Origin of the sequence: Flaviflexus sp., assembly GCF_052087705.1 — a bacterium.
In the GTDB taxonomy this organism is placed as follows: Bacteria; Actinomycetota; Actinomycetes; order Actinomycetales; family Actinomycetaceae; genus Flaviflexus; species Flaviflexus ciconiae.
Genome location: NZ_JBQCYC010000006.1, coordinates 20,261 through 34,308, shown reverse-complemented (window position 1 = coordinate 34,308; position 14,048 = coordinate 20,261). Strand labels below are relative to the sequence as shown.

8 protein-coding genes and 2 pseudogenes are annotated in these 14,048 nt (G+C 60.5%); 5 read left to right on the top strand and 5 right to left on the bottom strand.

The annotated features are described in order from the left end of the window. Positions 1-243: 243 nt before the first annotated feature. From ACTHUY_RS04600 to ACTHUY_RS04590, 3 genes are all read right to left on the bottom strand, one after another. Positions 244-720, bottom strand: a complete 477-nt coding sequence (locus tag ACTHUY_RS04600) for a hypothetical protein (RefSeq protein WP_441677844.1) — start codon at positions 718-720, stop codon at positions 244-246. A gap of 536 nt (positions 721-1,256) precedes the next feature. Further along, positions 1,257-2,798 carry a glutamine-hydrolyzing GMP synthase gene (gene guaA, locus ACTHUY_RS04595; RefSeq protein ID WP_441654478.1) on the bottom strand — a complete coding sequence of 514 codons (1,542 nt, stop codon included), beginning with the start codon at positions 2,796-2,798 and terminating at the stop codon, positions 1,257-1,259. A 6-nt stretch (positions 2,799-2,804) separates the two neighbouring features. Continuing rightward, positions 2,805-3,272 (bottom strand): DUF3817 domain-containing protein, encoded by a 468-nt coding sequence (locus ACTHUY_RS04590; RefSeq protein WP_441677842.1) that lies wholly within the window; start codon positions 3,270-3,272, stop codon positions 2,805-2,807. 259 nt (positions 3,273-3,531) lie between these two features. Between ACTHUY_RS04590 and ACTHUY_RS04585 the strand changes: the two genes are divergently transcribed. From ACTHUY_RS04585 to ACTHUY_RS04575, 3 genes and pseudogenes are all read left to right on the top strand, one after another. Beyond that, the gene (locus ACTHUY_RS04585) at positions 3,532-5,511 is read left to right on the top strand and encodes an ABC transporter ATP-binding protein (protein WP_441677840.1); all 1,980 of its coding nucleotides are present in this window, start codon (positions 3,532-3,534) and stop codon (positions 5,509-5,511) included. Beyond that, positions 5,508-7,253 carry an ABC transporter ATP-binding protein gene (locus ACTHUY_RS04580; RefSeq protein WP_441654481.1) on the top strand — a complete coding sequence of 582 codons (1,746 nt, stop codon included), beginning with the start codon at positions 5,508-5,510 and terminating at the stop codon, positions 7,251-7,253. Before ACTHUY_RS04585 ends, ACTHUY_RS04580 begins: the two co-directional genes overlap by 4 nt. A gap of 318 nt (positions 7,254-7,571) precedes the next feature. Then, positions 7,572-8,227: pseudogene (locus ACTHUY_RS04575) on the top strand (transposase); the annotation flags it as partial. Positions 8,228-8,238: 11 nt separating this feature from the next. On the opposite strand, the pseudogene ACTHUY_RS04570 reads toward ACTHUY_RS04575, so the two are convergent. Further along, a pseudogene (locus ACTHUY_RS04570) lies at positions 8,239-9,345 on the bottom strand (IS3 family transposase); the annotation flags it as partial. 286 nt (positions 9,346-9,631) lie between these two features. Between ACTHUY_RS04570 and ACTHUY_RS04565 the strand changes: the two are divergent. Then, the gene (locus ACTHUY_RS04565; protein WP_441677838.1) at positions 9,632-10,864 is read left to right on the top strand and encodes an MFS transporter; all 1,233 of its coding nucleotides are present in this window, start codon (positions 9,632-9,634) and stop codon (positions 10,862-10,864) included. A gap of 617 nt (positions 10,865-11,481) precedes the next feature. Here ACTHUY_RS04565 and ACTHUY_RS04560 read toward each other — a convergent pair. Then, complete coding sequence (locus ACTHUY_RS04560; protein ID WP_441677836.1) at positions 11,482-12,333, bottom strand: SURF1 family protein; 852 nt, start codon at positions 12,331-12,333, stop codon at positions 11,482-11,484. A 129-nt stretch (positions 12,334-12,462) separates the two neighbouring features. Between ACTHUY_RS04560 and pta the strand changes: the two genes are divergently transcribed. Continuing rightward, positions 12,463-14,034: a phosphate acetyltransferase gene (gene pta / locus ACTHUY_RS04555; protein WP_441677834.1), complete on the top strand. Its 1,572-nt coding sequence runs from the start codon at positions 12,463-12,465 to the stop codon at positions 14,032-14,034. Positions 14,035-14,048: the final 14 nt, after the last annotated feature.

Genomic DNA, 14,048 nt, shown 5'->3' with positions numbered 1-14,048 from the left:
CAGGCCAGGCGAGAACAGAGTTCAGCTGGGGAGACGACCGCATACCGGTCGGTGAATACCGGGTCGTCGCCGGGCGCGAGTTGATCGTCTCCCCAATTGACCGGGCGTGAGCCAATGCCGCTCCCAGAGACACATGCGAGGGCTCCAAAGCCGGAAAGTACGTGGCTCGCTAGAGACGAAAGACGCGCGGCCGAAGCCGCGCGTCTCAGTCAGTTTTGGTGCCTTGTCGGCAAGCCGTGGGTCTTAGACCCGGGCTCCGTTGTTCCGGCGTCCTTCGGCCATGATGGTCGAGCCCATGAGGAGCATCCAGACACCGACGCCGATCGCGAACAGCGCGACGCCGTATGCGAGGACGGAGGTGAAGAGCGAGGAGCGGAGGAACGAGGCGTTCATGAGCGTGTTGCGCTGAGCACTGTACGCATCGGCAGCTTCCTGATCGCCAGCCTCCTCAGCCTCGGAGGCGAGGGTGCCAAGCGTGGCGTAGGTTTCGCCGTCGGAGATGGCGAGGGCGTGCTTCTTGATGACCTCTGCCTGCGCGAATGCGGAGATCGGGCCGGAGACCTGGTTGCCAGCAGCGAACGATGCGTCAGACGAGACCGTGATGTTCTCTTCCTTCAGCTGGCTCGTAACCATGAACCATGCGGTTGCACCAGTGGCAACGAAAAGGATGCCGAAGACCAGAGTGACGATTCCGGTGATCTTCCCAAGCTTAGTTGTCATTACTTCCTCCTTTGGGCAACTGTTGCGCTACCCGCCTGTCGAGCTGGCCGTTGCCTGCCCTGTTGACTACAAATTTATGGCCCGCGAAAAATTCGGACAAGTATACATTTGTTACCTCACGCCAGCGTTGCGGAAAACTGGCGGGATCTCGGTAACAATTCGTAACCCCTCGTGTCCGTCATCACCCTTTTGACCCAATTGTCATAAATATTTATTCGCTGAATTGGGACAATCTGGGCATGAATCTTTATATTTTTCGAATATATACAGCCGAAGTCGGGCGGACAAAAGTCCTAAAAAATGGAGTAGTTTTGAGCGAATCAGGGGAAAAGAGCCATTCCACAGTCTGGAATGGCTCTAAACGGGGAACTCCGATCGGACTCTCACTCGAGGGCGGCGCTCTCCAATCCTCACGTGCGAGAGTGTTTCCCACGTGCGAGAGTGTTTCCCACGTGCGAGACGGTTTCCCACGTGCGGGAGTGCTTCTCGCACAGTTAAAGCGGTGGGGCCCGCTATCCGCGGGCCTCACCGGCTAACTACTCCCACTCGATGGTGCCCGGGGGCTTCGAGGTCACGTCGACAACAACGCGGTTGATCTCCTCCACGCTGTTGGTGATTCGGTTCGAGATCTTTGCGATCACGTCGTAGGGCAACCTGGACCAGTCCGCGGTCATGGCATCCTCGGACGTGACGGGGCGGAGCACGATCGGGTGACCGTACGTGCGACCATCACCCTGGACACCGACGGAACGAACACCGGCAAGCAGAACGACGGGGCACTGCCAGATCTCAGAATCGAGTCCGGCCGCGGTGAGTTCTTCGCGGACAATGAAGTCGGCGCGGCGCAGAATGTCGAGACGTTCGCGGGTGACCTCGCCGATGATGCGGATGCCGAGGCCGGGGCCCGGGAAGGGCTGACGACCAACGATGGCTTCGGGGATGCCAAGCTCGCGGCCAACGGCACGGACCTCATCCTTGAACAGTTCGCGTAGCGGCTCGCACAGCTCGAACTCAAGATCGTCCGGCAGGCCGCCAACGTTGTGGTGCGACTTGATGTTCGCGGCGCCATCTCCCCCGCCGGACTCGACAACGTCCGGGTACAGGGTGCCCTGAACGAGGAACTTAACCCCACCCTCTTCTTCGGAGACCAGGCGGGTGGCCCGCTCGAAGGAACGAATGAACTCGCGGCCAATCGTCTTACGCTTCTCTTCCGGATCGGTGACACCGATAAGAGCATCGAGGAAGACCGCGGAGTCGTCGACCGTAATGAGTTTGACGCCGATTGCGGTCACGAAGTCGCGCTCCACCTGCTCGCGTTCACCCTGGCGGAGCAGGCCGTGATCCACAAACACGCAGGTCAGCTGATCGCCAACAGCCTTGTGGACGAGGGCTGCGGCCACGGCGGAGTCAACGCCGCCCGACAGGCCACAAATAACCTTCGCATCACCAATCTGGGCTTTGATCCGGGCAACCTGCTCATCAATGATCGAACCGGTTGACCAGGTGGCATGAAGGCCCGCACCCTCACCGAGGAAGCGCTCTAGGAGCTCCTGACCGCCGGGGGTGTGCCGGACCTCGGGATGCCATTGGACGCCGTAGAGCTTGCGCTCGCGGTCTTCGAAGGCAGCGACGGGGGCACCTGCGGAGGTCGCGGTGACCGTGAAGCCCTCGGGCGCTTCGGAGACCGCGTCTCCGTGGCTCATCCACACGGACTGGTCCGGACCGTCGCCGAGGAGGCCGCCGGTGACCTCAATATCGGTGTGACCGTATTCGCGTTCGCCCGTCTTGTCGACGGTGCCGCCGAGAGCGTTCGCCATGGACTGGAAGCCGTAGCAAATGCCGAGCACGGGAACGCCGGCATTGAGTAGCTGGGGGTCGAGGGCGGGCGCGCCCTCTTCGTAGACGGAGGACGGACCCCCGGAAAGGATGAGGGCGGCCGGGTTCTTGTCGAGGAGCTTCTGAGTATCGATCGAGTGCGGCACGATCTCCGAGTAGTAGCCCGCTTCCCGGACCCTGCGGGCAATGAGCTGCGCATACTGTGCGCCGTTGTCGACGACGTAGACGGTCTGCTGTTCCATGTTCTCCTACCTTTCGCGCTCTGACTTGAGGCGCGAGATCTGTGCGCGGCGCAGGGCCCTGCCCTCCACCGCATCGAGGGCCCCCGGAAGGTCCTCTCGGTACCAGGATGCTGCCTTCCGCTCGAGAACGAACGACAGAACCGGGACAACACCTGCGATTATGAGGTAAATCATACGGCTAAAGCTCCACCTCATGACCGACCAGAGGTTGAACACGGCAAGCACGTATACGACGTAGAGCATGCCGTGCACGATCGCGACCCAGGTGCCGATGACGGGCTCGTGGTTGCCGTTCACGTCGACGAGGTATTTGAGGACCATCTCCACCACGAGAAGCAGGAGCCAGAAGCCGGTCACGTACGCCATGACCTTGTAGAACAGGAGGGCAATTGCTGACTTCTTCTCGGCTCCCTCCCTCGCCAATCGAGCTTGCACACGCTCTTCACGCGTCGGTTCGGGCAATGCTGAGGCCACGTCATCTTCCTTTACTGATCGCAGGATCTCCTGCCCTCCATACTACGACCGAAAAACTCCAGCCAGCACACGCCCCAAACAACAGGTAAGCAACGGCACTTCTTCCGCAAGTATCAGATGCCTGCCCACGCTCGCCATCGCCCCCATTTACGACCCCGAAGAACTGACATTTACCGGTAAATTTCCGCGTTAAATAGCCGGTGATCACCACCCCATTTTTGGGCAGGTAACGGCCCGTCCGGTGGACTAGTCTGTCTGAGTGTTTTCATTTCCTCCGGCTGTCGACAAACCGCTTCCGGCGCACCGACCGCGCGCCATCATGGTCGACCTCATCGCCACGTCAAAGAAGCAGGTGGCAGCAGGCGTAGCCTTCCGGTCCATCCAGGAAATCGTTGGAGCCATCACCCCGGTTGTTCTCGGAATTGCTCTCGACTCGGGAATGGAACACGGGGCAACCTCGGCCGTGTGGATCGTCGCCGGCTGGCTGGCAATCCTCGCCCTCGTCCAGGCGGTCACCATGGCGTTTGGTCACGGCTTTGAAATTGTCCTGTGGATGAGAACATCCCTGCGTTCCATCACTCAGGTCCACAATCACGTGACCAGGTCCGGCCCGGCAATCCTGCGCAAGAAGTCGACCGGCGAGGTCGTCGCCACCGCGATGAGCGACGCCGAGCACGTCGGTAACCTCGTCGAATTCATCCCCCGCCTGATCGGTGGGCTCTTCGCCTTCCTTACCGTCGCCATCGTGCTGCTCAATCAGAACGTCACCCTCGGCCTGGTCGTGCTCATTGGCGTTCCGATCATTACGGCGGCCGCCTCGCTTCTCATTAAGCCGCTGCAGTCCCGCCAGCAGGTCCAGCGTGACGAGCAGGGCAAGCTCACCGCACTTGGAACGGACACCGTGGCGGGCCTTCGCGTGCTCCGCGGCATCGGCGGCGAAACCCAGTTCGCGGCCCGCTACTCGGAGCAGTCCCAGAAGGTCCGCGAAGCCGGCAATGCCGTGGCTCGCCTGCAGTCGTGGATCGACGGCCTCCAAATCCTCATCCCCGGCATTTTCACCGCCTTCGTCATGTGGCAGGGCGCCCTGCTGGCCATGGATGGGGAGCTGACCATCGGTGACTTCACTGCCCTGTTTGGCCTCACCATTTACCTGGTGCGCCCCCTCCAAATCGTCATGATGGTGGTGACCCAGTTTGGTCGCGCCCGCGTTGGAGCCCGCAAGATGTTCAACATCTTCCGCATCCAGCCCATCTCCGGAACCCTCGAGGAAAGGCTCGCCGCGGAGAAGGACGCCAAGCGCTCGGTGGAAAATAGCACCTCGGCAACAGCTGAAACGTCCGGGGCATCACAGCCCGCTCGAGTCTCGCAAACCGTCGCTCCGGGCACCGTCAGTCCGTCCGACGACGTTCACTTTGCCTCCGCGACCGCTATGCCCGGGCACAATCCGTTCAAGGGACCGATCGTTGACACGACCACCGGGATCACCATTCGACCGGGCGTTGCTACCGCGATTGTGACAACCAATCCCTCGGATGCGGCAGAGCTTGCCGAGCGTCTTGCTCGCATCGATGACGAGGTCTCGGACGTCACCGTTTCCGGTATCGATATACGGACCATGCCGCTGACTCTCGTGCGCAAGCGAGTACTTCTAGCAAGGGCCACTCCCGAGCTGTTTGGTGGCCAATTACGTTCCGTTATTGATGCACGCACGCCGTACGAGACGATCGACCGACCGCTCGCAGCATCCCGTGCGGCCGTGTTCGGCCCGGCCGCTGCCGAGTCCCCTGCGAATGAGTCGAGGGATCCGGACATCATGTCGTCGCTCGAAGCTTCGGATGCTCACGACGTCCTGTCGTCTCTCGATAACTCCCTGTCGGGTGAGATCACGGAGAAGGCCCGCTCGCTTTCCGGCGGTCAGCGTCAGCGCGTCGCACTGTCGCGTGCCATCCTGGACGATCCCGAGGTCCTCATTCTCGTGGAGCCCACCTCCGCCGTTGACTCCCACACGGAGGACCGGATTGCCAAGAGGCTCATGGAACGCAGGAGCGGCAAGACCACCGTGCTCACGTCCGGTTCTCCCCTTCTTCTCAACCGTGTCGACGAGGTCGTTCTTCTCGAGAACGGTGAGGAGATCGTCCGGGGCTCGCACGATGAGCTCCTTCAAAAGTCCGCCGCAGGCGATCCCCTGGCGCAACGCTACGAGTGGGTCATCACCCGCCAGACAGGTGAGGAATCATGAACCAGGTTCTCCCCATTGCCGACAACCGTCAGGTTCTCGCCTACGCCAAAGAGATCATTTCTCGGCACCGGTGGCGTTTCCTCACGGTCATCATCATCCATGCGCTCGCTTCGGTGAGCGCCCTGGCCGTCCCCTACATTGTCGGCCTGCTCGTTGACGCCGTCGTGGACGGCACGACGCGCGGCTACGTCAACGGAGCAATCCTTATCGTTGTTGGCGCCTACCTGCTTTACTCATTCCTCACGCGAGAAGTTCAGTTACGCACGAGGATCCTGGGCGAGCAGGTCTTCGCGGAGATCCGCGAAGAGTTCCTCTCCTCGGTAACCTCGCTTCCCCTGTCGACCGTCGAGTCGGCGGGCACCGGCGACCTCCTGTCGCGCACAACCAATGACGTGGACCGGATCCAGTGGGTTGTTCGCTTTGGTCTTCCCGCTCTCATTACCTCGGCGATCACGATCGTCGTCACAATCATCATGGCAATCATTGCCTCGCCTCTCGTTTCCCTGTCGCTCCTGATCGGGATCCCCTTCATCACCCTGTCCGCCATCCGCTACCTGAAGCGCGCCCGACCCACGTACCTGTGGCAGGCCCAGGCATGGGCCGGCCTGAACTCGGTTGTTGCCGAGTCTGTTGACTTCGTGGGGACCATTGACGCAATGGACCTGGGCGAGTCCCGCAGGAAGCGCATGAAGTCGATCATTTCGAAGGACGCATGGGATTCCGAGGCGCGGGCCGCGAAGCTCCGCATGGAGCTGTTCTTCTTCCTGTTGCTTGGAACGGCGCTCCCGACCGCGGTCGCGGTTGTCTGGGGAGCCCACCTCATCTCGCTCGGCTCCGTCACGATTGGCATGGTCACCACCGTCGCCCTCTACACGGCCCAGCTCCGCAACCCCCTCGTCGAGTTCCTCATGTGGATGGATGAACTGCAGGTCGCATCCGTGTCGCTCGCTCGTATCGTCGGCGTCCGCCTCGTCGACACCGACCGCACCCCGACCGGTGCACAGCCCGAAGGCCGCGACATCGTTGCCTTGGACGTCACCTACGCCTACACCGAGGGACGCAACGTCCTCCACGGAATCAACCTCGACCTCATTCCGGGCGAACGCCTGGCGATCGTCGGGCCCTCCGGCGCCGGCAAGTCCACCTTCGGCCGCATGCTCGCCGGCATCCACCCGCCCACGGGTGGCTCCGTCACCGTCGGCGGCGTTCCGCTGGTCGACCTGACCGAGGACGAGCTCCGCAAGGAGGTCGCACTCGTCACCCAGGAGCACCACGTCTTCGTCGGCACGCTCGCCCACAATCTGCGCCTCGCCAAGCACGACGCCACCGATGGTGAGCTCGAGCAGGCCCTGCGTTCCGTCGATGCGCTCGGTTGGGTACGAGAACTCGAGAACGGCCTCGAAACGGAAGTGGGTTCGGGAGCCAAAACGCTCACCCCTGCCCAGGCCCAGCAGCTCGCCCTTGCTCGTCTCGTTCTTCTCGACCCCCACACGGTCGTCCTGGACGAAGCCACCTCGCTTATCGACCCGCGCTCCGCGCGATCGCTCGAGGCGAGCCTCTCAGCAGTTCTTTCCGGACGCACCGTTGTTGCTATCGCCCACCGCCTCTACACCGCACACGACGCGGACCGAGTCGCCGTGATCGAAGACGGTCTCATTAGCGAACTCGGCACCCATGATGAACTCGTGGCAGCGGGTGGTGCGTACGCAAAACTCTGGGAAACTTGGCACCGAGAGCGCTGACCTCCGGTGTCCATTTTGCCCCAGTTTCACACCACACGCATTCAGTAAAATCCGCAAACGTGGCCGGTCGCACATCGGTCAATGCTTTTCGCTTTCGTAGAACCCACCTGCAGTTTCCAGGCTCTTCGCGGTTGAGGGTGTAGCGGTCGTTCGCGCGTCGTTCGTTGGATAGGGGTCGAGGTCTTCCGATGATGGGGGGTTCCTACGCCGCCCATCGGGAAGACCTCGACGTGCCTGACGCTTCCTTCACGTGCCCTGACCTGATTACATTCACCGGCCTAGACGAGCTCGGTCTGGAGATGCTCGGCCAGCGCCTGGAACCTGACCGTCGCGCGCGTGGCCGAGGGCCTGTCGGTGTCGTGGAACACCGCCAGCGCGGCGGTTCTGGCCGAAGGTAGATGCCTGCTGATCAAGGATCCGGGCCGGTTCGACGGCGTGCGAGTCGTCGGCGTCGATGAGCTCGTGGGGCGCCACACTCACCTGGGCGACAAGCACGTCACCGTCGTCATCGACCTCACCCCGATCGGCTCTACCGGGCTTGGCGCACCCTGCACACCGGAGCTGACCTCTTCACCGACAAGCAGCAGGCCCGGATCAGGGCACTCTTTGCGGCCGCGGAGCACGTGGAGGTTGGGGCCACCTGGGGCGTCTACCAACAGATGATCACCGCCTACCGAACACCCGGCCGCATTGCCGGCCGAGTACTCATGACCCAGCTCATCACCTCGCTCAGCTCCGGCGTTCCCGCCGCGCTGGAGGAGGTCCGTACCCTGGGACGCGCCCTGAAGAAACGCGCCGCCCACGGCCTGGCCTACTTCGACCGCCCCGGCACCAGCAACGGCGCCACCGAGGCGATCAACCCACGGCTCGAGCACCTACGCGGCTCCGCCCTCAGCATCCGCAACCTCACCAACTTCATCGCCAGAGCACTCCTGGAGCCCGGCGGATTCAAGCCTCGACTGCACCCTCAATTGCGAAGAGCCAGTTTCGTGCTCCGCCAGCGAACCCAGCCGAGCATGGCGAGTTCGGGATCATCGATCGTTCTCTTTGGTCCCGTCTGGACTGGCCTACGTACAAGCTCGACCTTGTCATAGCCGTTTACACTTTCGGCAAGGACGTTGTCGAAGCTATCGCCCACGGAGCCGATCGAGGGTGTCGCGCCGATCTTGGCGCGACACTCCCCGTAGCGGATAGATGTCAATTACGCGCCCGCATCTGAATGGCACCGCAGTTCCGGCAATTTTTTTCCACGAGACCAGGCCGCCATCTCAATCACATCAAGTACAGTCTTAGTCTTCATGTTCAAAGCTACGCGCCAGCCGACGATCACGCGGTCGAACACGTCGATAATGAAGCACACATAGACAACACCTTGCCCCGTGGGAACGAGCGTGAGGTTGGTGACCCAGAGCCGGTTTGGCGCCTCAGTTCCAAACACCCGGTTCACCAGATCAGGATGTCGCACCACGTTCGAGCAAGGCTTGGTAGTCGTCACTCGTTACTCCCGACGCATATCCTCGACACCGAGTAAATTCATGAACCTGGCCGTCTGGTCACGGCCGATATCGATGCGAGCACGCTTCGCAACTTTCCAGAATTTGCGCACACCGTAGACGAAGTCGTTCTCATCCCGCAGTTCAGGTCGCTGCGGCGCAATCTCAGCATCACGGAGTTTTCGTGCTGAAGAAGGCATACCACTCGCGGCGGAATACATTGACACGGCCACCTGCACGAAACTGCAAAGACACTCAACCCCGAGACTACGACCAGCCAAAACATCAAACTCATTCCAGTTGATGAAATCGACTAGTTCTTGTGTTAGCGGCCCTGCTCCGCCCCAAAGAAAGACGCATCACGCTTTAAGATTTCATTCGCACGTTTGAGTTCTTGCACTTCTTACTCAAGTTCCTTCATACGTGTCTGCTCACCGGTAGTGATTGCGACCTTCACCCCGTCATCAATGTCAGCCTGACAAACCCCGGACCGCACTAATTCCACTGCGTCCCCAATTGATCGGCGACACCTCTCACAGTTCCCTGCGAAGTGCCAAGCTCCGCCGCATCGTACACACCATCCTGACCACAGCAACCATCTCTTCAGCCAAGTAGCGGCGCGCCGTGTTCTTATGTTAGTTGATGCTCCCATTCCCTTTCCAAAGTCAGGAACCTACGACGAAACCGGGGTGCTTGAAGAACTTCGATTAGTTGAGTGGCGTTCGAGTGGTCGACCGACTTGCCGAGTGATGAATCGTGTCACCACTGGGCAGCCAACGCTTTCCAACGACAGGTCCAAAGACCTACTGTTAGAAGGCAACCATCTTGGTGCCGACTTTTCCAGACCGGGTTGCCCCTTCAACGACGTTATTGATTGGACCTTCCATGCCCTCAGCACGCTCAGTTCCTCTGGCTCTCACGGCACTCGCGGCCGGTGGTTTTGCTGTGGGAACAACCGAGTTCGCTTCCATGAGCCTGATCCCATGGATTGCTACCGACCTTGGGGTGACCAATCCGCAAGCCGGATGGGCGGTGAGTGCGTACGCGATCGGTGTTGTAGTCGGAGCTCCCCTGCTGACAGCGTTGACGAGCAGAATGGACCGCAAGAACCTGCTCATTTGGTCGGCCGGGATCTTCTCAATGGGAAACCTGTTGACCGTCTTTGCCCAGGATCTACCAACCTTGCTCGCAGCTCGGTTCTTGACCGGGCTCCCCCACGGCATCACCCTCGGCATTGCCGCTGTCATCGCGGCCAGCCTCGTGAGCCCAGATAAGCGCGGCACCGCGATGGCCCGCACCATGCTCGGCCTCACGATCGCCAACATTATTGGTGTGCCTGCCGCAACCTGGGTCGGTTCGACCTTCGGGTGGCGGTGGGCATACGTCATCATCGCCAGCATCGGGATCCTCACTATCCTTGCTCTGCTCAAGTTTCTGCCCCCTGTGCCAGCATCGAGGACGTCCTCGGCACGCGCCGAGCTGAAGTCCATGACGCGCCTCCAGATCTGGGTCCCGCTCCTTGCAGGCGCTGTTGGTTTTGGTGGTTCGTTCGCTTTCTACACGTACATCACGCCCACCATGACCGAGGTCGCGATGATCCCCGAACCGTACCTACCCTGGGTTCTCGTTCTCTATGGGTGTGGCATGACGGTCGGGTCACTCGTTGCCGGCCCCTGCATCGACCGTTCCATCGACAAGTCGGCGCTCGCGGGGGTGTTGGGGATGGCGGTGATCCTTTCGCTCATGGCTGCCTTCATGCACATCTGGTATATCGTTCTCCCCCTCATGTTCCTCAACGCGATAGCCATGAGCCTCTTCACCACGGGCCTTCAGGCACGCCTCCTGCGGGCAGCAGCAGATGCTCCGAACATGAGTGCCGCCATGAACCATGCCGCCTTCAACGCGGCCAATGCACTCGGCGCCTACCTGGGTGGTCTCGTTGTCACGGCGGGCTGGGGATACCGCGCACCGGCCGCAATAGGTGTGCTACTGGCTCTTGCCGGCACGATCATTCTCGTCGTCGCACTCTTCTTCAATCGCCACAGCCACATTCCCACCTTCACCGCCCCGGACAGTGTCACCTCCGACAGAAACGATCTTGCCAAGGTCGACCACTAACTACTGATCGAGTAAAAAACACCTTGAGCAGAACGGATGGCGTAACCGCAGCAGATCCTCCTGTGACCGAGGATCATGGCAGCGGCGTCGAGTAGCACCGTATGGACTTCACGAACGCGCGCACGGTAGGTACCACCCTCCGAAGCGATCTCAAAGAGGCGATGATAGTTAAGACTTACGATACTCTGACGGCAGTTCGGTAGACCCCTGCCGCGATCGAGAATGTCGAATCCGTCCCTGGCGGTAGTAGTGCAGTGCTGATGCGAGCGAGCACGTGGCCGCACTAGCGCCGGTGTCGGCTCTTCAGAAGTAACCCGCTACAACTTCTTCCCCAGTGAATTGTGGGAGCTTCTCAAGGGCGAAATTGATGAGCGGGAAGCCATGGCACAACAACTGACTGCCTACCGTCAAGAAGAGGCGGCCGAACGGCACCGACAGAAGTCGCGGCTCTCTTCACGTTTTCGGCTCTCTTCGTCTACCTCAAGACCTGATCGAGCCTCTCAAGGCTTCGCTGTTGCGCCATCGCGTGATTGGATACAGTCTGCTGCAACTCTGCGTGGCACGATATTGGATGGTGGGCAATGAGTATTGTCAACGCCGACAAGTCAGGCCGTTTGCTATCCCCTTAATTTGTTGTCCTCAGATTCACTGAGGAATTCTTCCGCCCACTCATCGAGCAGTTGCTCCTCGCGTTTCAACTTGACCGCGGAACGAAGGATTCGGAACCAGATAAAGAGGGCAAAGCCCGCGAAGATCACCCATTCCACGGCGTAGGCGGCGTTTTGAAGGTTGAAGCCGCCTTCCTCAGTAGGCTTGGGCGGGGGGACATGCTGAACGCCGTCGGCGCTCGTCCGCTGCGCCGTGAATTCAACGGGTTCGCGATTATCGATCTGAGTTTGGTTCACGGATTCCGGGGTGAACTCGACAAGATAGCCGGAAAGGATCGGACCGCCCCAGGCGTTGACGAGCTCCGCTGGTGAGATAGAAACGGCGGTTTCTTCGGTCAGCCCACCGATTGAATCCTCGGGTGCTGCAAGGTAGCCAAAGACCGTAACGTCACCAGAAGGCACCGCTGGAAGCGGCGCACCAGGCTCTACCCAGCCACGGATAACGGGGACGGCGCCACCAGCATCCGGGCCCTCGGTAACTGTCAATTCCGCAAGGACGAGTTCGGCGGGGTTGCTGTCGACCGCGCGGTCGAGAACGCGGAGCTGGCATTCGGAGAACGTGCCGGTCACATAAACCGGAGAAGCGTATTCATCCACCCTCATGTTCGTCTGCAAACGCAGGGTTTCATCGAGCGGCAGGGCCGGCCCCGACAGCTTCTCTTCGTGCTCGGCTGTGATTCTATCGGCACCGCGAGCCGTGGCTCGTTCGAGCTGCCAGTAGCCGAGTCTGATGCAGACAGCCGCCGCGATAGCAAGGAGAATGAAGAGAACAATCATCTTGGGAGTGAGCGCTTCTCTCACCCAATCACTTCTCCGGCCACTCGTTGACATGGGACGATCCTATGTCACATTTGCCATGATCCAAGAAATTAGTGGGACTTATGGCCGATAATGGTTGTAAATCTGAAGCTTCGCGGAAGGAAGACGCTCGTGACTGACTCTCTGTACCTCGCCTCAACAGAACAGGTGACCGGAGGAATTGAAATTGCCCGACAGATAGTCGAGATCCTACGCACGTCCTACGACAGGGTTGGCGTGTTCCGCCCCTACTACAACGGAACTCCGGAGGATGACGTCATCGTCAAGGAGTTCAACGCGGGCTACGGCACCGCGCGCGATCACTACTTCGAAGATGAAGCGTCCGCCATGAACGCCATCATTCGTGCCTACCGCAAGTACTCTCTCGACTACGACGCCGTTCTTGTTGTTGGACACACCCAGGGTGACCCGGTTAACCCGGGCCTAATTTCCCGTTCTGGACGCACCGCCGCCAACCTTGGCACGACCGTCGCAATTGTTGCCGACGGCAGCAAGCGAAGCGTTGAGCGTACCGCAGGCTACATTGATCTCGCGGCGGCTGAAATGTCGGGGGCACACGTTCCGGTTAGCGCCGTCGTTGTCCTTCAAGCCCAGGACGGTATCCGCGAGGAAATCACCGCCGACCACCCGGAGGTTCCCGTCTTCACGGACAGGATCGACGAGTCGATCCTTGAGGTGTTCAAGCAGAAGCCGACCATCCGAACCCCCCTCGTGTTCCAGTCGGAGCTCATGGAGCGCGCCCGAGTTCAGCGCAGGCGGATCGTCCTGCCGGAGGCCGACGACGATCGCGTTCTCCAGGCTGCATCAATCATCCTCACCAACGACGTCTCCGACATTGTCTTCATTGGCGACGAAAAGACTATCCGCGAGCGCGCAAACAACCGCGGCTACAACATCGACGATGCTCTCATTGTTGATCCGGCGGATCCCGCCTATCTGTCTCGCTACGTTCCGGAGCTGGCCCGCCTGAGAGCCAAGAAGGGCATGACGGAAGAGCAGGCCGCCGAGAAGCTCAAGGACCTCTCCTACTTTGCGACGATGATGGTTCACGTGGGTGATGCTGACGGCATGGTTTCGGGTGCGAACCACACGACCGCCGAGACGATCGTTCCGTCGTTCCAGATCATCAAGACGAAGCCGGACACCTCGATTGTGTCGTCGGTGTTCTTGATGCTCATGGCTGACCGGGTTCTGGTGTACGGCGACTGCGCTGTTAACACGAACCCGACTCCGGCCCAGCTTGCCGACATCACCGTCTCCTCCGCGGAGACCGCGATCCAGTTCGGTGTGGACCCCCGTATCGCACTTCTTTCTTACTCGTCGGGCGCTTCGGGCACGGGCGCCGATGTTGAGGCCGTTGTTGAGGCAACGAGGCTTGCTCGCGAGAAGAACCCGGATCTGCTCATTGAAGGCCCGATCCAGTATGACGCTGCGGTTGACCCGAACGTCGCCAGGAAGAAGATGCCAGACTCCCCCGTTGCTGGCAGGGCCAATGTGTTTATCTTCCCGTCACTAAACGCTGGCAACATTGGCTACAAGGCCGTTCAGCGTTCCTCGGGTGTCGTGGCCGTTGGCCCGATCCTGCAGGGTCTCAACAAGCCCGTGAACGATCTTTCCCGCGGTGCCCTGGTGGATGACATTGTCAACACCATCGCTATCACGGCCGTCCAAGCACAGAACTAGCTCGAAAGGCAATT

Excerpts from the sequence above, each read along its gene's own strand:
- guaA (WP_441654478.1), bottom strand. The coding sequence starts at position 2,798 with ATGGAACAGCAGACCGTCTACGTCGTCGACAACGGCGCACAGTATGCG.
- ACTHUY_RS04580 (WP_441654481.1), top strand. The coding sequence starts at position 5,508 with ATGAACCAGGTTCTCCCCATTGCCGACAACCGTCAGGTTCTCGCCTAC.
- ACTHUY_RS04600 (WP_441677844.1), bottom strand. The coding sequence starts at position 720 with ATGACAACTAAGCTTGGGAAGATCACCGGAATCGTCACTCTGGTCTTC.
- ACTHUY_RS04565 (WP_441677838.1), top strand. The coding sequence starts at position 9,632 with ATGCCCTCAGCACGCTCAGTTCCTCTGGCTCTCACGGCACTCGCGGCC.